20 protein-coding genes and 1 pseudogene are annotated in these 24,808 nt (G+C 75.2%); 4 read left to right on the top strand and 17 right to left on the bottom strand.

Translation table 11 applies throughout. From position 1 onward, the window contains the following. Positions 1–6: 6 nt before the first annotated feature. Positions 7–1,311 (bottom strand): exo-beta-N-acetylmuramidase NamZ family protein, encoded by a 1,305-nt coding sequence (locus D5H75_RS14845; protein WP_119927000.1) that lies wholly within the window; start codon positions 1,309–1,311, stop codon positions 7–9. Positions 1,312–1,411: 100 nt separating this feature from the next. Next, positions 1,412–3,256 carry a glycoside hydrolase family 3 protein gene (locus tag D5H75_RS14840; RefSeq protein ID WP_119926999.1) on the bottom strand — a complete coding sequence of 615 codons (1,845 nt, stop codon included), beginning with the start codon at positions 3,254–3,256 and terminating at the stop codon, positions 1,412–1,414. A gap of 164 nt (positions 3,257–3,420) precedes the next feature. Here D5H75_RS14840 and ligA point away from each other — a divergent pair, with 164 nt between their 5' ends. Both ligA and D5H75_RS14830 read left to right on the top strand, forming a co-directional pair. Beyond that, positions 3,421–5,508 carry an NAD-dependent DNA ligase LigA gene (gene ligA, locus D5H75_RS14835; RefSeq protein WP_119926998.1) on the top strand — a complete coding sequence of 696 codons (2,088 nt, stop codon included), beginning with the start codon at positions 3,421–3,423 and terminating at the stop codon, positions 5,506–5,508. 84 nt (positions 5,509–5,592) lie between these two features. After that, positions 5,593–6,684, top strand: coding sequence for a WD40/YVTN/BNR-like repeat-containing protein (locus D5H75_RS14830; RefSeq protein ID WP_119926997.1), 1,092 nt, complete (start codon positions 5,593–5,595; stop codon positions 6,682–6,684). Positions 6,685–6,776: 92 nt separating this feature from the next. Here D5H75_RS14830 and D5H75_RS14825 read toward each other — a convergent pair whose 3' ends face one another. The 8 genes from D5H75_RS14825 to D5H75_RS14790 form a co-directional block, all read right to left on the bottom strand. Next, positions 6,777–7,754 (bottom strand): aminoglycoside phosphotransferase family protein, encoded by a 978-nt coding sequence (locus D5H75_RS14825; RefSeq protein WP_119926996.1) that lies wholly within the window; start codon positions 7,752–7,754, stop codon positions 6,777–6,779. A 71-nt stretch (positions 7,755–7,825) separates the two neighbouring features. Then, entirely contained in the window at positions 7,826–8,938 is a 1,113-nt protein-coding gene (locus tag D5H75_RS14820; RefSeq protein WP_119926995.1) for a zinc-dependent alcohol dehydrogenase family protein, read from the bottom strand. Next, on the bottom strand, positions 8,935–9,369 hold the full coding sequence (locus tag D5H75_RS14815; protein WP_119926994.1) for an acyl-CoA thioesterase: 435 nt from the start codon (positions 9,367–9,369) through the stop codon (positions 8,935–8,937). The genes D5H75_RS14820 and D5H75_RS14815 overlap by 4 nt, the downstream gene beginning before the upstream one ends. Continuing rightward, complete coding sequence (locus D5H75_RS14810; RefSeq protein WP_119926993.1) at positions 9,366–10,511, bottom strand: acyl-CoA dehydrogenase family protein; 1,146 nt, start codon at positions 10,509–10,511, stop codon at positions 9,366–9,368. Before D5H75_RS14810 ends, D5H75_RS14815 begins: the two co-directional genes overlap by 4 nt. Before the next feature lie 28 nt (positions 10,512–10,539). Beyond that, a complete protein-coding gene (locus D5H75_RS14805) occupies positions 10,540–11,136 on the bottom strand; it encodes a TetR/AcrR family transcriptional regulator (RefSeq protein WP_242454243.1) in 597 nt (198 codons plus the stop codon). Between the two features lie 63 nt (positions 11,137–11,199). Next, positions 11,200–11,862 carry a response regulator transcription factor gene (locus tag D5H75_RS14800; RefSeq protein WP_119926992.1) on the bottom strand — a complete coding sequence of 221 codons (663 nt, stop codon included), beginning with the start codon at positions 11,860–11,862 and terminating at the stop codon, positions 11,200–11,202. Further along, positions 11,859–13,205: a sensor histidine kinase gene (locus D5H75_RS14795; protein ID WP_119927143.1), complete on the bottom strand. Its 1,347-nt coding sequence runs from the start codon at positions 13,203–13,205 to the stop codon at positions 11,859–11,861. Before D5H75_RS14795 ends, D5H75_RS14800 begins: the two co-directional genes overlap by 4 nt. 115 nt (positions 13,206–13,320) lie before the next feature. Beyond that, a complete protein-coding gene (locus D5H75_RS14790; RefSeq protein WP_147425149.1) occupies positions 13,321–13,632 on the bottom strand; it encodes a hypothetical protein in 312 nt (103 codons plus the stop codon). A 190-nt stretch (positions 13,633–13,822) separates the two neighbouring features. On the opposite strand from D5H75_RS14790, the gene D5H75_RS41550 reads away from it, so the two are divergent. Beyond that, a complete protein-coding gene (locus D5H75_RS41550) occupies positions 13,823–14,425 on the top strand; it encodes a DUF4956 domain-containing protein (RefSeq protein ID WP_202638148.1) in 603 nt (200 codons plus the stop codon). Beyond that, the gene (locus D5H75_RS41545; RefSeq protein ID WP_242454242.1) at positions 14,422–15,294 is read left to right on the top strand and encodes a polyphosphate polymerase domain-containing protein; all 873 of its coding nucleotides are present in this window, start codon (positions 14,422–14,424) and stop codon (positions 15,292–15,294) included. Before D5H75_RS41550 ends, D5H75_RS41545 begins: the two co-directional genes overlap by 4 nt. Here the strand turns inward: D5H75_RS41545 and D5H75_RS14780 are convergent. The 7 genes and pseudogenes from D5H75_RS14780 to ispH form a co-directional block, all read right to left on the bottom strand. Next, entirely contained in the window at positions 15,260–16,069 is an 810-nt protein-coding gene (locus tag D5H75_RS14780; RefSeq protein ID WP_119926990.1) for an alpha/beta hydrolase, read from the bottom strand. The two genes, D5H75_RS41545 and D5H75_RS14780, sit on opposite strands and share 35 nt — an antisense overlap. Before the next feature lie 133 nt (positions 16,070–16,202). Further along, on the bottom strand, positions 16,203–16,385 hold the full coding sequence (locus D5H75_RS14775) for a hypothetical protein (protein ID WP_119926989.1): 183 nt from the start codon (positions 16,383–16,385) through the stop codon (positions 16,203–16,205). Positions 16,386–16,477: 92 nt separating this feature from the next. Then, the gene (locus D5H75_RS14770) at positions 16,478–20,131 is read right to left on the bottom strand and encodes an MMPL family transporter (protein WP_119926988.1); all 3,654 of its coding nucleotides are present in this window, start codon (positions 20,129–20,131) and stop codon (positions 16,478–16,480) included. A 132-nt stretch (positions 20,132–20,263) separates the two neighbouring features. Further along, entirely contained in the window at positions 20,264–20,482 is a 219-nt protein-coding gene (locus D5H75_RS14765) for a hypothetical protein (protein ID WP_147425148.1), read from the bottom strand. Between the two features lie 302 nt (positions 20,483–20,784). After that, entirely contained in the window at positions 20,785–21,888 is a 1,104-nt protein-coding gene (locus tag D5H75_RS14760) for a terpene synthase family protein (RefSeq protein WP_202638147.1), read from the bottom strand. 101 nt (positions 21,889–21,989) lie between these two features. Then, a pseudogene (ispG, locus tag D5H75_RS14755) lies at positions 21,990–23,171 on the bottom strand (flavodoxin-dependent (E)-4-hydroxy-3-methylbut-2-enyl-diphosphate synthase); the annotation flags it as partial. A 259-nt stretch (positions 23,172–23,430) separates the two neighbouring features. Continuing rightward, positions 23,431–24,807 (bottom strand): 4-hydroxy-3-methylbut-2-enyl diphosphate reductase, encoded by a 1,377-nt coding sequence (gene ispH, locus D5H75_RS14750; protein WP_277949940.1) that lies wholly within the window; start codon positions 24,805–24,807, stop codon positions 23,431–23,433. Position 24,808: the final 1 nt, after the last annotated feature.

Raw genomic sequence — 24,808 nt, 5'->3', positions numbered from 1 at the left:
GTCCCCTCATCGGCGGCCTCCCCGGTAGATCAGGTGCTTGGCGCGCAGGTCCGCGAAGGCCCTGAGCTGCGCGGCCCAGCCCGCGGCCACCTCGTCGGGGCTCTTGCCCGCGTCGATGTCCGCGCGCACCCGCGGCGATCCGGTCAGCTTGTCGATCCAGTACGGCCGCGCCGGGTCGTTCGAGTCGTACCGCCACTGGAAGTCGGCCGGGTAGAGCCGCTTGGCGGTGACGAGCATCGCCACGCCGGTCCTGATCGGGTCGAACCTGTCCCGGTCCGTGACGTACACCTGCACGCCCCCGCACACCTTGCCCACGTGCTTGGAGAAGGTCGGGGTGAAGTACGCCTGCCGGAACCGCACGCCGGGCAGCCGCAGCGCGTTCAGCTCGGCCCCCCACCGGTGATCGACGTACGGCGCGCCGACCAGCTCGAACGGGCGCGTGGTGCCGCGCCCCTCGGACAGGTTGGTGCCCTCGAACATGCCCGTGCCGGGGTAGACGACGGCCGTGTCCACGGTCGGCATGTTCGGCGACGGCGGCACCCAGGGCAGCCCCGTCTCCTCGTACGGCATGCCGCGCCGCCAGCCGCGCATCTCGACCACCGCGAGGTCGACCTTCTTGCCGGAGCCGTGGCGGGGCAGGAACTCGGCGTTGAACAGGCGGGCCAGCTCGCCCACGGTCATGCCGTGCGCCTGGGAGATCGCCTCGCGGCCCACGAACGTGGCGAACTCCGGCGTCATCACCGGCCCGTACGCCCGCTCGGACATGATCGGGTTGGGCCGGTCCAGGACCACGAACCGCTTGCCGGCCATCGCGGCGGCGACCATGGAGTCGAACATGGTCCAGACGTAGGTGTAGAAGCGGGTTCCCGCATCCTGGATGTCGAACAGGATGGTGTCCACGCCGGACCTGGTGAAGATGTCGGCGAGGGCCTGCCCGCTCTTGAGGTAGGTGTCGTAGACCGGCAGCCCGGTCTGCTCGTCCTTGTAGTAGCCCTCGGAGCCGCCCGCCTGGGCCGTGCCCCGGAAGCCGTGCTCGGGGCCGAAGACGGCGACGAGGTCCACCTCGTCGCTGCGGGCCATGACGTCCACCTCGTGGGACAGGTCGGGCAGGACGCCGGTCGGGTTCGTGATGACGCCGACCTTCTGCCCGCGCAGCGTCGCGTAGCGGTCGGCCATCAGCACCTGGACGCCGGTCTGCACGTCGCGGCGGCGCTGCTGGTGGTCCTGCGGTTCGGGGGAGGCGGCGCCGAGGCCGAAGGCCAGCGCCGCGACGGTGGACAACGCGGTCAGACGGGACAGGAGAGTGCGCATCGGGTTCTCCGCGGGTCCGCGGGCGCCCGGAGCCGGGGATCGGTCTCCGGGCGCCCGGTGCTCAGGGTGTGATCTCGCCGGGTCGCGGGGACCCGGGCCGTCAGTACGTGAGGCCGTGCCCGTAGGGATAGAGCACGCCGCCGCCGGCCGCCGGGATCGTGACCGGAAGTTTGCCGGTGGGACGGGTCTTCCCGGTGATCACGCGGGCGGTCGCGCGCATCTGCGACCGGCTCCAGTCGTAGGACGCGAGGAAGGTCCGCGCGCCGGGGAGGGCGTTGATGTCGTAGGGGTTGCGGGAGCCGACCACGATCACCGGCTTGCCGGTGGCGATCAGCGCCTCGACCAGCGCGCGCTGCTGGGTCGCCGAGGCGCCCGTGCCCGTGGCGTTCACGGTCGTGACCACGACGGCGTCGCTCGCGTTCGCCTTGGCCACCGCCGCGTCGATGTCGGCCCGCGCCGGCGTCGTCCCGGTCTCGTGCAGGTCGGCCGCGGCCCCCTGCTCCTTCAGCGCCTCGGCCAGGTGCAGCGCCGGGGTGGCCAGCACGGTCGGGTTGACGACGTTGCGGTACCCGGTGACCAGGAACTTCTTGCCGGCGGCGGCCAGCGGGAGGGCCTTGGCGTCGTCGCGGACCAGGGTGACCGAGTGGCCGGACACGTGGTCGGCCACGGCCACGTGCGCGCGGGTGCCCAGGCGCTGCGCCGCGCGGCCCTCGTCGACGTACGGGTCGCCGCGGAACAGGCCGCGGTCCTTCTTCAGCTTGAGCACCCGCCGCACCGACTCGTCGATGCGGCGCTCGGTCAGCTCGCCCGACCGCACGGCCTTGAGCACGGCGTTGTAGGCCACGTCGAGGGACACGGTGTCCGTGGTCGTGTCGATCATCATGAGCAGGTCCACGCCCGCCTTGAGCGCGAGCACGGGGACGCGCTCGTCGCCGTACTGCTCCCGCACGCCCTTCATGTTGAGCGCGTCGGTGACCACCACCCCGTCGTACCCCAGCTCGCCGCGCAGGAGGCCGGTGAGGATCTCCGGGTCCAGGGTGGCCGGGTCGCAGCCCGCCTTGGTGACCTCGTCGCAGTCGGACTGGAGCTTGGGCATGACCACGTGCGCGGTCATCACCATGTCGGTCCCGGCCCTGATCCCCGCGGCGAACGGCGGGGCGTCGATCTCGCGCCACTCCTCCCGGGTGTGGTGGATCCAGGGCACCTGGTTGTGGCTGTCGTTGACCGTGTCGCCGTGGCCGGGGAAGTGCTTGATCGCCGAGGCGAGCCCGGTGGACCTGATGCCGCGCACGGCGGCGGCGGTCATGTCCGACACCAGCTTCGGGTCCTCGCCGAACGAGCGGACGCCGATGACCGGGTTGGAGGGGTCCACGTTGACGTCGGCGACGGGCGCGTAGTCCTGGTTGACGCCCAGGGCCCGCAGTTCTCGGCCCGTGACGGCGTAGGAGGCGAACGCGTCGGCGGGGCGGCGGGTCGCGCCCAGCGCCATCGCGCCCGGGAGCTGCGTGGCCGGGTCGCCGAGCCGGTAGACGACCCCGTTCTCCTGGTCGGTGGAGATGAACAGCGGGATCTTCGCGGGCTGGGCCAGGGCGGCCCGCTGGAGCCCGTTCGACAGGCGGGCGATCTTGGCGGGCTCGTTGAGGTTGTTGCTCCAGCGGAAGTAGACGAGGCCGCCGAGCTTGTACTTGGCGATCAGGTCGTTCCCGTTGCGCACGTCCGGCCCGTACAGCGTCTGGTTGGCGGTGACGTCGGCGGGGTTCGTCGTGTCGGCGGTCTCGCCGTACACGTTGGCCAGGAAGAGCTGGCCGACCTTCTCCTCCAGCGTCATGCGCCGGATCTTCTCCGCGATCTGCCGGTCGCCCCCGGCGTCGGCCTGGGCGTGCGGCGCCAAGGCCGCGCTGAGCAGGACGGCCGTGGTGACGGCCGCCCATTTCCGGTATCGCATGCAGCCCTCCTACCGAGGTTCCCGAGTAGGTAAATTCCATGCAAAGTCGGCGCCTTGTTCGGAAGTTACTCACACAGGATGGGCGGGGGTCAACGCCTCACCCCGAGAAAGTTCACATGACATGACTTGTCGGTTTTGTCGGTCCGCGACGGCAAGATGAAGTCATGACGGACGCTCCCCTCACCGCCCTCGCCGACCAGGGCGAATACGCCGAGGCCGTGCAGCTCGCGGTCTCCGCCGCCGCGGCCTACTACGGCGCCGGCGACTCCACGCTCGACGACGACGCCTACGACAGGCTGGTGCGGGGCATCGAGGCCTACGAGGCGGCTCACCCCGAGCACGTCCTGCCCGAGTCCCCCACCGGCAAGGTCGCCGGCGGCGCGGTGACCGGGGACGTGCCGCACACCGTCCCGATGCTGAGCCTGGACAACGTCTTCTCCGCCGAGGGCCTGACCACCTGGATCGCGGGCGTCGAGCGCCGCCTGGGCCGTCCCGTCGAGCACTGGAGCGTCGAGCCCAAGCTGGACGGCCTGGCGGTCTCCGCCCGGTACCGCAACGGGCGGCTGGCCCAGCTCGTCACGCGCGGCGACGGCACCGCCGGCGAGGACGTCTCCCACGCCATCGGCACCGTGCTCGGCCTCCCCGAGCGGCTGGCCGAGCCGGTCACCGTCGAGATCCGCGGCGAGGTCATGATGACCGCCGCCCAGTTCGGCGCCGCCTGCGACAAGCGCAGGGCGCACGACGGCACCACCTTCGCCAACCCGCGCAGCGCCGCCGCCGGCACCCTGCGCGCCAAGGACCGGCCGTACGTCTGCGAGACCACCTTCTTCGGGTACGGCGCGCTCCCGCTGCCGCCCGACGACCGGGGCGAGCTCGCCGTACGGCTGCGCGAGCTCCCGCACAGCGCGATCATGGAGCTGGTGGCGGAGCTGGGCGTGCGGACCACGGCGGCCACCCCGGTCGCGGGGATCGTCGCCGACTCGGCCGAGCGGATCCTCTCCCGCGTCGAGGAGATCGCCGCGGCCCGCGCCGAGCTGCCGTTCGGCATCGACGGCATCGTGATCAAGGCGGACTCGGCGGCGGACCAGGCCGAGGCGGGGTTCGGCACCCGCGCCCCGCGCTGGGCCGTCGCCTACAAGCTGCCCGCCACCGAGAAGATCACCAGGCTCCTGCGGGTGGAGTGGAACGTCGGCCGCACCGGCGTCATCGCCCCGCGCGCCGAGCTGGAGCCGGTGGAGCTCGACGGCAGCGTGGTCAAGTACGCCACCCTCCACAACCCCGCCGACATCGCCCGGCGCGGGCTCATGCTCGGCGACTCCGTCACGGTCTACAAGGCCGGCGACGTGATCCCGCGCGTCGAGGCCCCGGTCACGCACCTGCGCACCGGCGAGGAGGAGGAGATCGTCTTCCCGGACGTGTGCCCCTCCTGCGGCAGCGAGATCGACAAGTCCCAGGAGCGCTGGCGCTGCGTGCGCGGGCGCGACTGCAAGGCGCTGGCCTCGATCGAGTACGCCGTGGGCCGCGACCAGCTCGACATCGAGGGCCTGGGCCGCAACCGCATCGTCCAGATGATGGAGGCCGGCTTCGTCGCCGACTTCGGCGACCTGTTCTCCCTCACCCGCGACCAGCTCCTGTCGCTGGAGCGCATGGGCGAGACCAGCACCGACAACCTGCTCGCCGCGATCGAGCGGGCCAAGGCGCAGCCGCTCAGCCGCGTCCTGTGCGCCCTCGGGGTCCAGGGCACCGGCCGCTCGATGTCCCGCCGCATCGCCCGGCACTTCGGCACCATGGAGGCCATCCGCGCCGCCGACGCCGAGGCGCTGCAGGAGGTCGAGGGCATCGGCCCGGAGAAGGCCAGGCTCATCGTCCCCGAGCTGGCCCAGATCGCCCCGCTCATCGACAAGCTCGTGGCCGCCGGCGTCACCATGACCGAGCCCGGCTTCACCCCGCCGGGCGAGGCCGCCGGGCCCTCCGAATCCGCCGGGTCCGCCGGGACCCCAGCCCTGCCGCTGGCGGGCATGTCCGTCGTCGTCACGGGCGCCATGACCGGCCCCCTCGCGGAGTACTCCCGCAACCAGATGAACGAGCTGATCGAGAAGGCCGGCGGCCGCGCCTCCTCCAGCGTCTCCGCCTCCACCTCCCTCCTCGTCGCGGGCGAGAAGGCCGGCTCCAAGAAGGCCAAGGCCGACAAACTGGGCGTCCAGGTGACCACCCCCGAAGAATTCGCGAAACTCGTCGCCGCCCTCCTGTGAACCCGGCCGTCCTCCCGCCGACGCGGCCCCCTTCTCCGAGTTCGGTCTTGATCCTTTCCTGAAGAAAGGAATAGGTTGCGCGGCATGAGGCTCTTTGTCGCGGTTCTGTCGGCCGCCGCGCTGCTGGGCGTCGCCACGCCCGCCGCCGCGTCGCCGGAGGTGCCCGTGTCGGCCGACACGGCGATCGGCCAGGACTCGCCGTTGCGGTGGAGGGTGCTGGAGTCGGGGACCACGGCGCGGCTGCGGGGGCTGGCGCCCGTCAGCCGGCGGGCCGCGTGGGCCTCGGGGAGCGCCGGGACGGTCGTCCGTACGGTGGACGGCGGGCGGAGCTGGCAGAACGTGTCGCCGCAGGGGGCGTCCGACCGCCAGTTCCGGGACATTCACGCGTTCGGGCCGGACAGCGCGGTGATCCTGTCGATCGGTGAGGGCGCGGCCTCGCGGGTGTACCGGACCGACGACGGCGGCCGCACCTGGGCCGAGACGTTCCGCAACGACGATCCCCGCGCCTTCTACGACTGCATGGCGTTCTTCGACCGCCGGCACGGGCTGGCGATGAGCGACCCGGTGGACGGGAGGTTCCGCATCCTGTCCACCGACGACGGCGGGCGGAGCTGGCGCGTGCTGCCGTCCGGGGGCATGCCCGCGGCCCTGCCCGGCGAGGCCGGGTTCGCCGCGAGCGGCCAGTGCCTGGTCACCTCCGGCGGGCGCGACGTGTGGATGGCCACCGGCGGGGCCGAGCGCTCGCGCGTCTTCCACTCGCGCGACCGGGGCCTGACCTGGACGGTCTCCGACACCCCGATCCCGGCGGGCGACCCCGCCCGCGGCGTCTTCGCCACCGCCTTCCACGGCGTCCGGCACGGCGTCGCCGTCGGCGGCGACTACCGCCCGGAGGAGCCGTCGCCGCGCGCCGGGGCGTACACCACCGACGGCGGGGCCACCTGGACCCCGTCGGAGACGCCGCCCCCGGCGTACCGGTCGGGTGTGTCCTGGCTCCCCTTCGGGCCCTTCGCCGCGATCGCGGTGGGCCCGTCCGGCAGCGACATCACCTTCACCGGCGGGCGCACCTGGCGCACCTTCGACACCGGCTCCTTCGACACGGTCTCCTGCGCCGCCGCCTACGGCTGCTGGGCCTCCGGCGAGCAGGGCCGCGTCGCCCGCCTCACCGTCTCCCGCTGACCCGGCCGCCCCCTCCGGCGGCCGTACGGCCGGCGCCCGCGCCTCCCGCGGGACGCGGGCGCGAGCCGTGCCGGAAGAGCGGCGGGGGCGGGTCACCACCGTTCGCGGAGCCAGCGGAGCGCGTGGACGCCCTGGGCCGCCTGGAAGGCGCGGACCGTGGACAGGCCTGGCGGGGCGGGCTGCCGGCTCTGCCGGACGAGGAAGCCGGCCATCGCCGTCAGGACCGTGGTGACGCTCCCGGGGTCGGCGCCCCGGGCCACCGGGTGGGAGTCGAAGACCGGCGCGGGAGCCGGGCCGCCCTGCATCGCGACGCTCGGCAGCATGAGCAGGAGGTCCGCCCAGGGCGCGGCCAGCGCGGCCCAGGGCCAGTCCACGAACACCACGCGGTCGGGCGTGAGGAGGATGTTGTCGCCGCGCACATCGCAGTGGGCCAGGGTGTCGCCGGCCGCCGCCTCCGCCCACAGCGACTCCCGCGCGGCCAGCTCGTCGAGGTGGTCGCGGGCCCACGGGTCCAGCCCGGCCAGGTCGTCCTCGCCCGCGTCGCGCGCGGCCACGAGCCGCCGCCAGCCCCGGAACTCGCCGCCCATCCGCTCGCCGATGGTGGGCGCGTCCACCGGGGACGGCGTGAGGGACTCGGCCAGGCCGGCGAGGGCGTCCAGGACCCGGTCCAGCTCGCCGGGCTCCCAGGGGTCGGCGGGCTCGTGGCCCTCGACGTCCTCGAAGAGCAGCGCGACCCATCCGTCCAGGTCGAACGACGCGAGCAGCCGGGGCGCGGGCGCCGACGCCGGCAGCGCGGCCGCGATCCTCGCCTCGGAGCGGTAGATGTCCGGCGAGTCCGGGTTGAGCTCCGGCCCGACGGCCTTGGCGAACGCGCGCCGCCCGTCCTCCAGGCGCAGTCGTACGGCGGCGCCGGGTGAGAAGCCGCCGGGCTGCGTGGCGGCGGCGGCCACGGGGCTTCCCAGGTGGGCCTCCACGGCCTCGCGGATCCGGGCCGGCACCCGTTCCCAGGGCAGCCGCTCCCCGCGCGCCGGAGCGTAGGCGGTGCCGTCCTGCTCAGCGGTCTCACTCATCTACGCAGGGTGCCAGCCGCCGCCGGGGCCCGCCAACCCGTTTTCCCGGGCCCCCGACGGCGCGCAGGGCGTTAGAAGACGATCACCTGGCGCACGGCCTCCCCGGTGCGGAGGCGGTCGAAGCCGGTGTTGACCTCGTCGAGGGTGAGGCGGTGGGAGAGGAGGCGGTCCACGGGGAGCAGGCCCGCGGCGTACATCTCGACGAAGCGGGGGACGTCGCGGCGCGGGACGCAGGAGCCGAGGTAGCTGCCGCGCAGGGTGCGCTCCTCGGCGACGAGCGAGAGGGCGGGCAGGGTGAGCTCGCGGTCCGGGCCGGGCAGGCCGACGGTGACCGTGGTGCCGCCGGGGGCGGTGGCGGCGTAGGCCTGCGCGAGGACCGGGACGACGCCGGTGGTCTCGATCACCTTGTCCGCGCCGCCGCCGGTGGCCTCGCGCACCCGCTCGGCCACGTCCGGGCCGCCCTCGATCGCCTGGGTGGCGCCGAGGTCGCGGGCCAGGGCCAGCTTCTCCGGGACCAGGTCCACGGCCACCAGCTCCGAGACCCCGGCCGCCCGGGCGGCCAGCAGCGCCGACAGGCCCACGCCGCCCAGGCCGAACACGGCGACCGAGTCGTGCGGGGTGACGGCCGCGCTGTGGACGACCGCGCCCGCCCCGGTGAGCACCGCGCAGCCGAACAGCGCGGCGATCTCCGGGGGCAGGGACGGATCGACGCGTACGGCGGAGCGGGAGGACACCACGACGTACTCGGAGAAGGCGGACACGCCGAGGTGGTGGGCGACCCCCTCGGGCCAGCGGCGGGCACCGCCGAGCAGGGTCCCGGCCCGGTTCGCGGCGGCGCCCGGGGCGCACAGCGCGGGACGCCCGGCGGCGCAGCCGGGGCAGTCGCCGCACGCGGGGACGAAGGTGAGCACGACGTGGTCGCCGGGGCCGAACTCCGCGCCCTCGCCCGCCGCCACGACCTCGCCGGCGGCCTCGTGCCCCAGCGCCATGGGCAGCGGGCGGGGCCGGGAGCCGTCGATCACCGACAGGTCGGAGTGGCACAGGCCGGCGGCGCGGACCCGGACCAGCAGTTCGCCGGGGCCGGGCGGGGCCAGTTCCAGCTCGCGGATCTCCAGCGGGCGGGAGCCGGCGTACGGCGCGGGGCGGCCCGACTCCGTCAGGACGGCGGCGCGGGTGGGGGTCATGAGATCACCAGCCTCTCCATCGCGGCCCGCATCGGCCCCTCGATGGGCACCGGGCGGCGGGTCACGCGGTCGCAGAACACGTGGGTGAAGTCGCCCTCGGCGATCAGGACGCCGTCCGAGGAGCGGTGGAGGCCCAGTTCCCAGCGCACGCTGGAGCGGCCCAGCCGGCCGACGCGCAGTCCCACCCGGATCACCTCGGGGAAGGTCGCCTCGGCCTTGTAGGTGCAGCGGGACTCCACGCACATGCCGACGGCGGGGCCGCGGTGAATGTCCAGGCCCGCCTCGGTGATCAGCCAGGTGTTGATCGCCGTGTCCATGGCGGCGTAGTGGATCACGTTGTTGACGTGGCCGTAGGAGTCGTTGTCGTTCCAGCGGGTGGGCACGTCGTGCCAGTGGGCGTAGTCGCCGTTCGGCGGGGTCGCGGCGGTCACAGGCCCAGGTCCCGTCCGACGATCTCGCGCATGATCTCGTTGGACCCGGCCCAGATCCGGGTGACCCGGGCGTCGGCCCAGGCGCGGGCCACGCGGTACTCCCGCATGTAGCCGTAGCCGCCGTAGAGCTGGACGCAGGCGTCGATCACGTCGTTCTGCACGTCGGCGGTCCACATCTTGGCCTTGGCCGCGTCCACCGCCGACAGCTCACCGCCGGCGTGCGCGGCGACGCACTGGTCCACGAAGGCCCGGGTCACGTCGATCTTGGTGACCAGGTCGGCGAGGGTGAACTTGTTGTGCTGGAACGACCCGATGGCCTGCCCGAACGCCTTCCGTTCCCGGGCGTACGCCAGGGTCTCGGAAAGGACGGCGGCCGCGTGGGCGACGTTGGTGACGGCGGAGCCGAGGCGTTCCTGCGGCAGCCGTTCCATCATGGCGACGAAACCCCGGTCCACCTCGCCGATGACGTTCTCGGCGGGCACGCGGACGTCCTCGAAGAACAGCTCGGCGGTGTCGGCCTCGGGCTGCCCCACCTTGTCCAGTTTGCGGCCCCGCTCGAAGCCCGGCATCCCGGACTCGACGGCGAACAGCGTGATGCCCTTGGCGCGCTTCTCGGGGCTGGTCCGCGCGGCGACGATGACCAGGTCGGCCTGGTAGCCGTTGGTGATGAAGGTCTTGGACCCGGTGACGATCCAGTCGCCGCGGTCCCGGGTCGCGGTGGTGCGCAGCGCCGCGAGGTCGGAGCCTCCGCCGGGCTCGGTCATCCCGATCGCGGTGATCAGCTCGCCCGCGCAGAACCGGGGCAGCCAGCGTTTCCGCTGCTCCTCGGTGGTCAGCTCGACGAGGTAGGGCGCGCATACGTCGAAGTGGATGCCCAGGCTGGAGGCCAGGGCCATGCTCTGCCCGGCCAGTTCCTCGGTGAGCACCGCGTTGAAGCGGTAGTCGCCCGCCGCGCCGCCGCCGTACTCCTCGGGGACCTCCAGGCCGAGCAGGCCCTGCCGGCCCGCCTCGCGCCAGACCTCGCGGTCGATGAGCCGCCGTTCGATGAACTCCTCCGCGCGCGGCTCGACCGTGCGCGTGACGAACTCCCGCACGGATTCGCGGAATGCCTCGTGATCGGGTCCGTAGATGGTGCGCCGCATGTCCGCCCTTCCCTGATTAAGCGTTCGCTTATTGTACGGCGAGCATGCGCGCGGCCAGGTGGGCGTACAGGCTCCCGACCTCCTCGGGCGTGCGGGGACCACCGGGGCGGTACCACCGGGCCACGTCCACGCAGAGCGAGACGACGGCGCGGGCGGTCCCCGGCGGGTCCGCGACGTCGAAGACGCCCGCCTCCGCGCCCGCCCTGACCTCCTCGTGGAAGACCGCGTCCGTGCCGTCGCGCAGCTCCTGGATGAACGCCCGCCGGTCGGCGTCCAGCCCGGCCAGCTCGATCTGGGTGACGCGCGCGGCCTGCTGGTGACGGGCGTGGAAGCGGGCCAGGGCGTAGGTCGCGGCGCGGACCCGGGCGGCGTGGCCCGGAGCGGCGTCGCGGGCGGTGACGACGGCCGCGTGGGCCGCCTCGTGGACGGCGCGGACGATCGTGAAGAGCAGTTCGGCCTTGGTGGCGTAGTGGACGTACATGGCCGCGGGGCTCATCCCGGCCCGCTCGGCGATGTCGCGGGTGGAGGCCCCGCCGTACCCGCGCTCGGCGAACAGCGCGACGGCGCCCGCGAGCAGGCGGCGCGCGGCGGCCGGCTCGATCAGGTCCCACAGGTCGTCGTCCACCCCGAAATACTAAGCGAACGCTTAGGGGCCGGGGGGACGGAGGCGCGGGAGAAGCCGGCCGGGTCAGACCGGCCGGAGGCGGTAGCCCGCGCCGCGCACGGTCTCGATCCGGCCGGGGCCGAGCTTGCGGCGCAGGTAGCGCACGTAGACGTCCACGATGTTGGAGCCGGGGTCGAAGTCGAACCCCCACACGTGGCTGAGGAGCTGCTCGCGCGTGAGCACCTGGTCCGGGTGACGGCACAGCACCTCGGCCAGCGCGAACTCCCGCGCCGTCAGCTCCACCGTGGTCTCCCCCACCCGCGCCCGCCGCGTGCGCAGGTCCAGGGTCAGCCCGCCCGCGCGCAGCACCGTCGGCTCCACGGTCCGGTCGGCGCGCAGGCGCAGCCGTACCCGGGCCAGCAGCTCCTCGAACGCGAAGGGCTTGGAGATGTAGTCGTCAGCGCCGCCCTCGAGCCCGGCCACGGTGTCGGCCACGCCGTCCCGCGCGGTCAGGATGATCACCGGGGTGACCACGCGCTCCTCGCGCAGCCGCCGCAGCACCGTGAAGCCGTCCTGGCACGGCAGGCCCAGGTCCAGGATCATCAGGTCGTACCGCCCCCCGCGCGCGTGCTCGTACGCCGCGAGCCCGTCCTCCACGACCGTGGGGATCAGGCCGTTCGCGCGCAGCCCCTTCTCGATGAAGGCGGCGATGCGCCGTTCGTCCTCCGCGATGAGAATCCTGTTCACCGGGCCACCTCCGGGCGTGCGGGCAGATCCAGGACGAACCGGGCGCCCCCGCCCGGCGGGCTCTCGACGCGGGCCGTCCCGCCGTGCGCCCGCGCGATCGAGGCCACGATGGCCAGCCCGAGGCCGGCGCCGTCCTGCGCGCGGGGCACGGCGCTCCCGCGCACGAAACGGCCGAAGACGCGCTCGGCGTCCTCCGGGGCCACGCCGGGGCCCGTGTCGCGCACCCAGAGCGACGCGGTCCGGCCGCGCACCGCCGACCCGACCTCGATGGTGTCACCCGGGCCGGTGTGCCGTACGGCGTTCGCGGCGAGCTGCATGAGCGCCTGGGTGAGCCGCTGGCCGTCGCCGGGCACGGACGCCTCGGCGACCGCGCCCACCCGCCAGCGCCGCTGCCCGAGCCCGCGCGCCTTGGCCACGACCTCCACCACCAGGTCGGCGAGGTCCACCTCGCCGGGCGTCAGGAAGTCGGGCCGGTCCGCCTTCGCCAGCACGAGCAGATCGTCCACCATGCGGTTCATCCGGTCCAGCTCGTCCATGAGCAGCGCGCGCGTCTCGGCCAGCTCCCCGGGGTCGCCGCCGAGGAGTTCCAGGTGCCCCCGGATCACGGTGATGGGGGTGCGCAGCTCGTGGGCGGCGTCGTCGAGGAAGGTGCGCTGCGCCGCGAACGCCGACTCCAGCCGGTCGAGCATGCGGTTGAACGTCGTGGCGAGGGCGGCCACGTCGTCGTTCCCGCGCACCTCCAGGCGCCGGGTCAGGTCGGACTCCCCGATCTGGTCGGCGGTCTGCCGCACGAGCCGGATGGGGGCCAGCACCCGCCCGGCGACCAGCCAGCCCGCCAGCCCGGCCACGGCCAGCGCGCCGAAGGCGGTCAGCGCCAGCACCCGCGTCGCCTCGGTCACCTCGGCGCGCAGCGGGTCGCGGAACTCCAGCACCACCAGCGCGCCCCGCCGCCCGTCCCCGGAGACCCGCACCGGCAGCACGGCGTAGCGCACCGGCCCCGCCCGGCTCTCGGTCCAGCCGTACGCGGGCTCGGTGGCGGCGGCGGCCGTGGCGACGAAGCCGGGGTCGCGGTCGAGCCGGGCGGGCGGGTCGGGCGCGCTCCGGCGCTCGGCGCGGCCATCCACGATCGAGAAGAACGTCTCGTGCGTGTCCGGCACGTTCTGCGCGAGGTAGCCGCTCAGGAACTCCGACAGGTCGGGCCCGGTGGCGCGGCGGGCGTACTCCCGCAGCTTGCCCGCCTCGTGCGTCAGCTCGCCGGTGAGGCGCGCGTCCAGCCGGGCCGACAGGACCGACCAGGTCACGAACACCGACCCGGCCAGCGCGGACCCGACCAGCAGCGTCATCCAGCCCACGATGCGCGCACGCGCGCTGACCGCCCGGCGCGGCCGTTCCCCCGCGGGCCCCCGCCGCCCCGCGCCGTCCCCGCGCTCATCCCGGGCGTCGGCACGCGCCCGGAGGTCACTCGGGGTCATCGTCGTCGGCCTCGCCGTCGTCATCGTCCCCGCTGTACGGCGGGGGCGGCGGCGGGACGGGCCGGCCGCCGGGGTGCCGCGCCTCACGGGACGGGGCCGCGCGGGGCGACGCCGTGGGCGAGGGGGTCGCGCGGGCCGTCGCGGCCGGGCCGGGGCCCCGCGCGGGACCCGCGGTGACCTCGACGACCCCGCCGAGGTCGGGCCGGGGGTCCTCGGTGGCCCGCGCCACGACCAGCCCCAGCGCCAGCGCCAGGAGGCCGCCCGCCGCGACCGCCGTGAGCACGTTTCGCGCACGCATACCGCGATCCTCCCCCGTCCCCGCGGAGACGGAGGTTGGAGCCGGATGAGAAACCTCTCATGCGCGGCTGATGAGGACCCTCTCATCTCCGCCTCATCCCGCTCCCATCCGCCGCCGCGAGAGTCCGGATGGAGGGCGCGGCGGGCCGGTCCCGGCGCGCCGGAAGCGGAGCATTCGACGGGAGGAACGGATGGTTTCCCGGATCCTGTACGGCCTGGCGGCCGACCTGATCGCGATCATCCTGCTGGCGGGCGTCATCTACTTCCGGCGCCACCACCGGCGGGACCTGCAGCTCGCGTTCGTCGCGGTGAACGTCGGCGTGTTCACGGTCAGCTCGCTGCTGCTGGCCCAGCGCGCCGACCTCGCCGTGGGCTTCGGGCTGTTCGCGGTGCTGTCCATCATCCGGCTGCGCTCCAGCAAGATCACCCAGGAGGAGGTGGGCTACTACTTCGTGGCGCTGTCGCTGGGGCTGGTCAACGGCGTCGCGGCGGAGTCCCCCTGGCTGACCGCGATCCTCAACCCGGTCCTGCTCCTGGTGATGTACGTCGGGGACCATCCGCGCCTCCGGTCGCGGGTGCGGCGGCAGGTCGTGACGCTGGACGTGGTGCACCGGGACCCGGCCGCGCTCCGCGAGGACCTGGAACGCCGTCTCGGCGGGACCGTGCTGCGGCAGATCGTCTCCGAGATCGACTACGTGCGGGACGTCATGGTGGTGGACGTCCGGTACCGCGTCCCGGACGAGCCCGCCGGGACCCCCCGGCCGGCCGCCGGGGCGCGCGGGGTGGCCGCGTGAGCGCCCCGGACGAGCCGCTGGACGACCCGCTGGACCGGCCGCTGGACGACCCGCTGGACCGGCCGCTGGACCGGCTGCTGGACGGGCTGCCGCCAGTGAGCCTGGCGCGGGTGCGCGAGCGCGCCGAGCTGCAGACCCGGCTGGACCGGAAGTACCTGGTGCCGGTCGGCGCGTTCGCCGAGCTGATCGGGCTGGCCGGCCGCGAGTACGGCGTGCTGGAGATCGGCGGGCTGCGCCGGTTCCGGTACTCCTCGACGTACTTCGACACCCCCGGCCTGCTCACCTACCGCGGCCACGTCCAGGGCCGGCGGCGCCGGTTCAAGGTCCGCACCCGGTCCTACCTGGACTCCGGCGCGTGCATGTTCGAGGTGAAGCTGAACGGCGCGCGGGATTCCACGGACAAGCACCGCATGCCGTACGACATCGAGCGCCGGGCCGAGCTGACCCCGCGGGCGCGCGCCTTCCTGGCCGCCACCCTGCGGAAGGGGTACGGCGAGCCGCCGCCGGAGGACCTCGGGCCGGTCGCGACGACGACCTACGCGCGCGCCACGCTCGTCCACCTGGCCGGGACCGGGCGCGTCACCTGCGACACCGGCCTGGTCTGCGCGGACGGGACGCGCCGGGCCGCCGCAGGAAACGGGCACATGCTGCTGGAGTCCAAGTCGCCGGGGCCGGAGACCCCGGTGGACCGGCTGCTGCGCCGGCTCGGGGTGCGCCCGCTGAGCCTGAGCAAGTACTGCGTGGCGGTGGCGGTCCTGCGCCCCTCGGTGACCGCCGCGCCCTGGCTCCCGGTGCTCCGCAGGCTCTTCCCCGACCCGCCGGCGGAGTCGCTGCTCAGCGGCTCAGCGCCCGGTCGAGGAAGGCGGTGACCTCGGCCAGGACCTCGTCCCTGTCGATCTCGTTGAAGACCTCGTGACGGGCGCCGGGGCGGATCCGCTCGGTCAGGCCCGCGCCCCGCAGCGCGGCGATGCCCGTGCGGGTGCCGCCGAGGGGGACGAGGGCGTCCTCCTCGCCGTGGATCCACAGCGTGGGCAGCGCGCCCAGCGAGCCGCCCTTGGCGATCGCCTCCAGGGCGCGGGCGAACGCCTCCACCGTGGGACGCTTGAACGGGCCGTGCCAGACCAGGGGGTCCTGGGCGTACGCCGCGCCCACGGACGGGTCGCGGGACAGGGTGCCGGGGTCGATGGGGATGTCGGGGATCTCGTCGAGGGCGAGCAGCGTGCCGATCACCGTCCAGTCGCCCAGGACCGGGCCGGACAGGACGAGCGCGGACAGGCCGTCGCCGTACCGCTGGGCGTAGCGGGCCGCGATCATGCCGCCCATCGAGTGGCCGATCATCACCACCGGCACGCCAGGGTGCTCGGCCCTGGCCAGCTCCTCCACGGCGTGGACGTCGGTGACCACGTCCTCGAAGTCCTCGATGAGCACCCGGTCGCCCGCCGACCTGCCGTGGCCCATGTGGTCGGGCCCGAACACCGCCGCGCCCGCCTTGATCAGCGCGTCGGCGACGTGCTCGTAGCGCCCGATGTGCTCGCCGTACCCGTGGACCAGGATCGCCAGCATGCGAGGGTGTTCGAGCGGCCACTCCCGCACCGTGATCCCGCCTCGCGTCCCCTGGAACTCCCGCTCCCGCGACGCCGCCATGCCGTGCTCCCTCCTCCGCTCCGCGCGTTGCCGCGAGCGTACCCCGGATCACCGGCCGGATCCGATCATCGATCGGGGGCGGGGAGGTGGGGCCGGGCGCGGCCATGCCCCGGAGCGCGCCCGGCCCCGGCTCTCAGGGACTGAAGAAGAAGAAGTTGCGGGGGGCGTCCGCCCCGTTGAGCACGTCCTCGACCATGTCGAAGAAGCCGTCGCCCGTGCCCGCGGAGGCGGCCGTGGCCCCTCCCGCGACGATCAGGACGGTCAGCGCGAGCACGCCGGCGACGCGGCGGGCCAGGCGGAGTGAACGGGATTCCATGATCGACCCTTTCTGTTACATCTTGACTTCGGACAGTTACATTCCCAGGTGAGGTCCATGAACACGCCGGGGAACGGTAAAACGGGGAGTGGTCAGTGGCGCACCTCCGTCACTCCGGCGCGGCGGCGCAGCCGGGCCAGCGGCTCGGGGGCCCACCAGTTGGCCGCCCCGGTCAGCCGCATGAACGCCGGCACGAGCACGCCGCGCACGAGCGTGGCGTCCACGAGCACGGCCAGCGCCAGGGCCAGGCCGTTCATCTTGAGGAGGAGGTTGGAGGAGGCGGTCAGCGAGCCGGTCGTGACGGCCACGATCAGCGCCGCCGCCGTCACCAGCCGCCCGGTCCCGGCGATGCCCGCGACCACCGCCCGCGCGTGGTCGCGGGTGCGGTGGTACGCCTCGCGGATGCGGGCCAGCAGGAACACCTCGTAGTCCACGGAGAGCCCGAACGCGATGGTCATGGCGAGCAGCAGGGTCGCGGCCTCCAGGTGCCCGGTCACCGTGAAGTCCCCCACCAGGCCGCGCAGGTTGCCGTCCTGGAAGATGAACACCACGGCGCCGAGGCTCGCGGACAGGCTGAGGACGCCGAGCGCCAGCGCCTTCAGCGACACCAGCACCCCGCCGGTGAACAGGAACAGCATCACCAGCGTCCCGCCGGCCACGATCGCCAGCGCGTAGGGCAGCGCGCCCGACAGCGCCGACAGCGTGTCCGCGACCTGCGCGGCGCGCCCGGTGATCAGCCGCCGCCCGGGTGCGGGCAGCTCGCGCAGGTTCTCCACCAGCCGGGCCGCCGCGGTTGTCTGCGGGTCGACCGCCGCCGCCACCTTGATCATCGTCGAGCCGCGCGCGGCGAACCCCCGGCTCTCCGCCGCGGGCCCCGCCGTGCGCGCGCCGCGCACGTAGGTGCCGGTCACCGTCCGCACGGAGTGCACGTCCGGCACGGCCGACAGCCAGCGGGCGTACCCCTCCACCCGCGCGTCCGTCCCGCCCTTCGGCAGCACCACGGTCAGCTCCCGGTCCACGGGCCGCTCGAAGTCGTGCCGCAGCCGCTGGGCCGTCGTGTGGGCCTCCATGTCGGCCGGCAGCACCCGCTCGTCGGCGACCCCGAACCTCGCGTGGCCGAACGGCAGCGCCAGCAGCACCAGCACCACCGCGCACGCCCCGCCGTAGGCCGCCGGCCGCCCCACGACCTCGACCGCGATCCGCCGCCAGACGGGGCTCTCCTCCACGCCGTCCCCGCGCCGCCGCCCGGGCCGGCCGGCGAGGGCGTGCCCCCTCCTCCGCCGCGCCCGCCGTACCAGCTCGAACGCCAGCACCGACGCCGCGCACGCCCCGCCCGCGGCGACGATCCGACGATCCGCCCCGAGCGCGTCCCGCCACAGCCCGCCGAGCACCTCCCGCGCCCAGGCGGAACGGCCCGCCCTCGCCTCCCGCGCCGCGGGCACCCTCGCGGGGCGCGGCCCGTCCGCGCCGCCCCGCCCGGCGGCGGCCGCCCTCGCCGGGAGCGCGCCCGGGCCCCCGGCGTACGACACGGCGCGCCGCGGGCCGGCGGTGGCGGCCGTCGCGGCGGTGACGGGCACGGGGGCCCGGGGGACGAGGGCGGCCAGCGCGGCGCGGACGGGGCCGCGCGCGGGAGGGCGCCGGAGCGCCCCGGGAACGCCCCTGGCGGACGCGCCCGCCGACGATTCCGGGACGGCACGCGACAGGGCCGCCGCCCCGCCACCCGCCGCCGTGCCGTACGGCCTGAGCAGGGCGCCCAGGAGGCCCGGCGATCGCGGGCGGCGCGGCGCGAGGTCCGCGACCGGAGCGGAGAGCGGCGTGCCGCGCCGCCAGGCCGGCGGGATCGGGCCGTGCCGGGGACCGTCCGGGTACGGCGGCGCGGGGGCCGGCCGGGGGCCGCGCGCGGCGGAGGGGATCCCCGTCGCGGCGGCGCCGGGGACGCGCGGTCCGGGAACGCGCACACCGGGAACGCGCACACCGGGAACGCGCACACCGGGGACACGCGGTCCGGGAACGCGCACACCGGGAAGGCGCGCACCGGGGACGAGGCCGCCGGGGACGAGGGCGGCCAGCGCGGCGCGGAGGGGGACGCGTGGCCGGGGTGCCCGGGGCGTCGCGGCCCCCGGCAGGCCGTGGGCGGGCGGCGGGCCCGGGAGGGCGGGCCGGAGGGTGCGGGGCGGCGTCGCGGGCGGCCTCGGCCGGGGGCCCGGCGCGAGCAGGGCGCGGAGAAGGCCACGGGGAAGGCCACGGGGAGGGCCGAGGGGGCGGGGCGGGGACTGCCTCCCCCCGGGGTGCGCGGCGCGCGGGGCCCGGACATGGGGGCGGGAGGCGGGGCCCACCAGGGTGAGCAGCGCGAGGGGCCAGGAGGAGCGGGCCAGGGAGACGGCCGGGGCCGGCCGGGGGGCGGCCCGTGGCGGGCGGGCGGCGCCGTTCGGGGACGCCCCGGCGACCCCCGGGCGCGGCCGTACGGCGGGACGCGGGGCGGCGGCCCGGGCCGGGCGGGGGCGGCGGAGGGCGGTGAGGAGGCGGTCCCCGAGCCCGGTCCGGGGGCGGGGGGCCGGTGAGGGGGCGAGCCGGGTCAGGGCCACGGCGGCGAAGGTCAGCACGCCGGCCAGGCCCACCGCGCCCGGGCGGCGGGCGAACGGGCGAAGGGGCACGGCGCCGCCGGCCGCGGGGACGGACGGCGGCGGGGTGCGGCGCAGGCGGGCGAAGGGGTCCAGCCGGTTGACGCGGGTGCCGATGACGGCGAGGAGGGCGGGGAGGACCAGGACGGTGGCCGCCGCCGCGAGCACGACCAGGGTGATCGAGGTCCAGGCCAGGGAGCGCATGGCCTCGACGGGGAAGACGAGCAGGCCGGACAGGGCCAGCGCGACCGTCGCGGCGGAGAACAGGACGGTGCGCCCGGCGACGCGCATGCTCTCCTCGACGGCGGCGGGCACGGTGCGGCCGCGCGCGAGCTCCTCGCGGAAGCGGGTGACCATGAACAGGCTGTAGTCGATGGCCAGGCCGAACCCGAGCGCGGTGGCCAGGTTGGGCGCCATCGCCCAGACCGGGATCGCGTGGGTGAGCAGGCGCAGCGCGGCGAGGGTGCCGACGACGGCGAGCGCCCCGATCACGGCGGGGACGATCGCGGCGAACACCGAGCGGAAGGCGATGAGCAGGATCAGCACGGTGAGCGGGGCGATGACCACCTCGGCGAGGCGCTGGTCCTCCTTGCCGCGCTCGATCATCTGGACCATGGCCCACACGGGCCCGGTCGCGGAGATCGTGAAGGGCCCGCGCTCGCGGGCGACGCGGGGCACCAGCCGCTCGGCGTGCCGCGCGGTCGCTCGCGCGTCCCCCTTCAGGTCCACGGTGATCAGGGCTCCGCGCCCGTCCTTGGAGCGCAGGTCCGCGGAGCCGCCGGTCCAGAGCGACCGCACCGAGGCGACCCCGGGGTCCCGCTCGACGCGGCGGGTGAGGTCGCGGCCCGCCGCCGCGATCGCCGGGGCGTCCACGGGCTCGCGCGCCCTGGCGTACAGGACGAGGTCGGGGGTCTGGGCGCGGAACCGCTCGGCGAGCAGCCGGTCGGCCTCGCCGGACTGGGTGCCGGTGGCGCTGAAGTGACCGTTCGAGAGCCGGTCGGTGAGGCCGCCGGCGAAGACGCCGAGGAGCAGCGTGGCCGCGGCGGCCAGGCCCAGGACGAGGCCCTGGGAGCGCACCGACCAGCGGGCGTAGGCGCCCAGTGGATCTCGTCGTGCCGGCCGCATCTTCCCCCCGCTTCCCCACCGCGATCCACGTGCCGATCCACGTGCCGATCCGCCCGGCCCGCCCGGCCCGCCCGACGCGGCCGGGCCCGTCCAGGCCGGGGCGGGCCCGCCGGCCGCCCGGCGCGGAGCCGGCTACCTGATGAAGAGCAGGAGCCGCCCGCGCCGGCCGACGCAGGAGTAGTCGTCGGCGCCGCCGGAGAAGACCAGCGCGGTCCCCGCGCCCTTGCACAGGAAGCGGTTCTTGTAGCTCGCGACGTAGCGCCAGTGGCCGTCCTCGCCGTCCCAGATGTCGGCGGCGGCGGGAACGGCCGGCAGGGCCGCCCCCGTCACGGCCAGAAGCGCCGTCGCCACGATCCTCCGGGTGCGTGTCCCACGCGGGTTCATGTGCCTCTCCCTCGCTCTCCGGACCGGCCGTGCCGTCACCGGGCGTCTTCACCGGTGGCGGCGCACGCCGTTTTACCTGCCGCTTCCATTACCAGTACTGATTGTAGCTGATAGATTACTCTCAGTTTACGGTCCAGCTCAGCGAACTTCCGGGCGGGCCGGAAACATCCTTGGGGGCACCACAGCACGGGCCCGGCGTTCCGTCGCCGGGCCCGTGCCATGTCACGCTGTGTCACCGTGTGTCATGTCGCCTGTCAGCCGCTCCCGCCTCACAGGTCGCGGTCCCACCACCAGGCGGCCGTGGCCACCGGCAGGGGCTCGTCGCGGTCGTCGGCCGGCCGGTCCGCCCAGGTGATCGCGCCGTCGTCGTCCGCCCCCGGGTCGGCGCCGCGGCTGACGTACCTCGGCACCCGCAGCCCCCACTCGGCGTTGCCGCGGATGCCGTACGCCAGGCCGTCCAGGTAGCGGCGGCCGGGCGCGCTGAGCCGGGGCCGGGTCGCCTCACGCAGCCGCAGGAACCGGACGAAGACGCGGTCGCGCAGGCCGGAGGCGCGCCGCGCGGCCTCGGCGAGCGACAGCCCCTCCCACCGCATGAGCACGGTGTAGACGTTCTGGTCCGTGTGCCCGCGCCCCAGCTCCTTGGCCAGCGAATGCCGGTCGTTGTCCAGCGCGGCGACCAGGATGGCCATCTCGGTCAGCGCCCGCACGGCCGGCGAGGTCATCTCCGCGTCCGGCACCTCCTCGCCGTCGGCGATCTCCAGCATGGCGAAGGTGGGCTCCCCGCCCGCCGAGTGCAGCCGCATGGTGATGTAGTCGTCCAGGTCCGGGAGCCGTCCCCGGGCCTCGTTGGCGATCTGCCAGGCCACGCCGGTCAGCCACGCCTGGTGCGCGACCCGGAACCGCCACACCTGCGCGCTCGTGGCCAGCGCGCGGAACCGGCCGGCGATGTCGGCCAGCGCCCTGCCGTACGGATCGTCGCCGGACGGCCCGGGCAGCTCCAGCGCCCGCTGGATCCGCTGGGCCATGGGCAGGAACTCCGCCGGCCGCCCGCTGAACCGCCCGGCGTCGCAGCGGGCGTCGTCGAAGGCGAAGCCCCAGTAGACCCACAGGGCGGCGGGCAGGAGGCGCTCCTCGTCCGCGTGGGGCGCGAAGCGCGCGTAGAAGTCGGCGCTGCGCGTGCCGATCACCCACGCCCGTTCCCGCCGGTCCGCGCACATGCCCGACCCCTCGATCCACGCGATCGCGCGCCGTTCCACCCGGTCCCTGGCCGGGTTCAGGCCCGGCTCCAGCGGGCAGTAGATCGGCGGCAGCTCGACCTCGTCCACGTCCACGGCGCACTCCCCCGTCCCGCGCGCCTCCCACGCCCCGGTCATCCCGCCCCCGCGGCGCCGGGCACCGCCCGCGTGTCGGCTTCCGCCGGTTCGCGCCCGCGCGGTACGGCGGCGCCCGCCCCGGCCGGCCCGGCGCCCTCCGCGCCCGCGACGTCCTCCGTGTCCTCCGCGGTCTCCGTGTCCTCCGCGGTCTCCGTGTCCTCCGCGGTCTCCGCGTCCTCGCCGTCCAGCTTGAGGGCCTCCTCGATCAGGGCCTCGACGATGCGGGACTCGGGCACCGTCGCCACGACCCGGCCGCGGACGAAGATCTGCCCCTTGCCGTTGCCGCTGGACACGCCGATGTCCGCCTCCCGCGCCTCGCCCGGCCCGTTGACCACGCAGCCCATGACGGCCACGCGCAGCGGCCGGGGGAACCCCTCGAAGGCGGCCTGCACCTTCTGGGTGAGCGTGTACACGTCCACCTGGGCGCGCCCGCAGGAGGGGCAGGAGACGATCTCCAGCCGGGGCTCGCGCAGCCCCAGCGACGCCAGGATGGACAGCCCGACCTTGACCTCCTCCACCGGCGGCGCCGACAGCGACACCCTGATCGTGTCGCCGATGCCCTGCCGCAGCAGGATCCCGAACGCCACCGCCGACTTGACCACGCCCTGCGGGGGCGGGCCCGCCTCGGTCACGCCCAGGTGCAGCGGGTAGTCGCAGGCCTCCGCGAGCAGCTCGTACGCGCGGATCATGGTCAGCGGGTCGTGGTGCTTGACGGAGATCTTCAGGTCGGTGAACCCGTGCTCCTCGAACAGCGAGCACTCCCACAGCGCCGACTCCACCAGCGCCTCGGGCGTGGCCCTGCCGTGCTTGGCCAGCAGCCGCGCGTCCAGGGACCCGGCGTTCACCCCGATCCGGATGGGCGTGCCGTACTCCGCCGCCGCGCGGGCGATCTCGGCCACCCGGTCGTCGAACCTCTTGATGTTGCCGGGGTTCACGCGTACGGCGGCGCATCCGGCCTCGATCGCCGCGAAGACGTACCTGGGCTGGAAGTGGATGTCGGCGATGACGGGGATGCCGGACCTGGCGACGATGGTCGGCAGCACGTCGGCGTCGTCCTGGGAGGGCACGGCGACCCGGACGATCTCGCAGCCGGCGGCGGTGAGCTCGGCGATCTGCTGGAGGGTGGCGTCGACGTCGGCGGTGGGCGTGGTGGTCATCGACTGGACGCTCACGGGCGCGTCGCCGCCGACGATGACGGCGTCCGGCCCCTTGCCCAGGGTGAGGGCGCGGCTGCGGCGGCGGCGGGCGGGCGGTGCGGGCAGGCCGAGGTTCACAGGGGGCATCGCAACTCCTGTTCGGGATCGGAGGACTCGGAGAATCGGGCCGCACGGGGATCGGGCCGCACGGGGATCGGGCCGCACGGGGATCGGGCCGCACGGGGATCGGACGGCGGGGGGGATCGGACGGCGGGGGGGATCGGACGGCGGGGGGATCGGCGGCACAGGACCCGGCGGCACACGGGGACCCGGCGAGGCCGGGCCCCGAGCGCCTGGACCCGAGCGCCGGGTCCCAAGCGCCGGGTCGCGAGCGCCGGGACCGGGCTCAGGCCGGCTCGGGGCCGCCGCTCTCCCAGGGGGAATGGGCGTGGCCCGGCGGTTCGCGCCGCTCGGGATCGCGGGACCAGGGGGAGTACCGGGGCATGCCGGACTCCTCCGGCCCTGCCGGGGTGTGCCGCGGGACGAGGGAGGCCGTCCCGGTGTGCGGCGACCGCGCCTCCTCCTCCCGCGACCGCGCCGTCTCCTCCGGTCCCCGGGCCCCCTCCGCCGCGCCCCGGGACCCTTCCTCCGGCTCCCGCGCGCCCGGCTCCGGCTCGTCGTTCCACATCCGCGGCCGGGGCACGGCGACGCGCCCGGGCTCCTCCGACCGGAGAGCGGGGCCGGGCGGCTCGGCGGCGCGCTCACGCCGTACGGCGGGCGACTCGGCGGCCGGGGGGCGGGCGGGAGCCCGGCGGGACCCGGGCCTGACCTCCTTGGGAAGCGCGAAGGACACGTCCTCGGTCGTGACCTCGCGCTCCAGGACGCGCACCGGCCCCTCGGCGCGCAGACGGTCGATCACCTCGTCCACCAGGCGCTGCGGGGCCGAGGCCCCGGCGGACAGGCCGATCACGGAGGCGCCGCGCAGCCACTCGGGGTCGATGCGCCCGGCGTCGTCGATGAGATGCGCCGGGGTACCCTGCCGCCGGGCGACCTCGACCATGCGGCGGGAGTTGGAGGAGTTGCCCGACCCCACGACCAGCACGACGTCGGACTCGCGGGCGACCTGTTCCACGGCCCGCTGCCGGTTGGTGGTGGCGTAGCAGATGTCCTCCCCCGCCGGCCCGCGCAGGTTGGGGAACCGCGCCCGCAGCGCCTCGACGATCTCGGCGGTCTCGTCCAGCGCCAGGGTGGTCTGCGTCAGGTAGGACACCGGCTCGCCGTCCCCGATCGGCAGGTCGTCCACCCCCGCGGCGTCCTCCAGCAGCAGCGTGCGGTCCGGGGCCTCGCCGAGCGTGCCCTCGACCTCCTCGTGCCCGGCGTGCCCGATCAGCACGACGGTGTCCCCGCGCCCGGCGAACCGCCGCGCCTCGGCGTGCACCTTGGTCACCAGCGGGCAGGTGGCGTCGATGACCGTGAATCCGCGCGCGTCGGCGTCGCGCCGTACGGCGGGCGAGACGCCGTGGGCGGAGAACACCACGACGGTGCCGGGGGGCGCGTCGGCGGGGATGTCGCCGAGCTCGTCCACGAAGACCGCGCCGCGTTCCTCCAGGTCGGCCACGACGTGGGTGTTGTGCACGATCTGCTTGCGGACGTAGATCGGCCGCGTAGGGTCGGGGCGGTTCGCGAGGGCGAGCTCGACGGTCTCGATGGCGCGTTCGACGCCCGCGCACAGGGACCGGGGGGACGCCAGCAGCACGGTGCGGGCGCCGTCGGGGGTGGGCATG

Origin of the sequence: Bailinhaonella thermotolerans (assembly GCF_003594875.1) — a bacterium.
GTDB classification, from domain to species: Bacteria; Actinomycetota; Actinomycetes; order Streptosporangiales; family Streptosporangiaceae; genus Bailinhaonella; species Bailinhaonella thermotolerans.
Note: the sequence above shows the minus strand (reverse complement) of the source record. Positions and strands in the feature narration are given on the sequence as shown.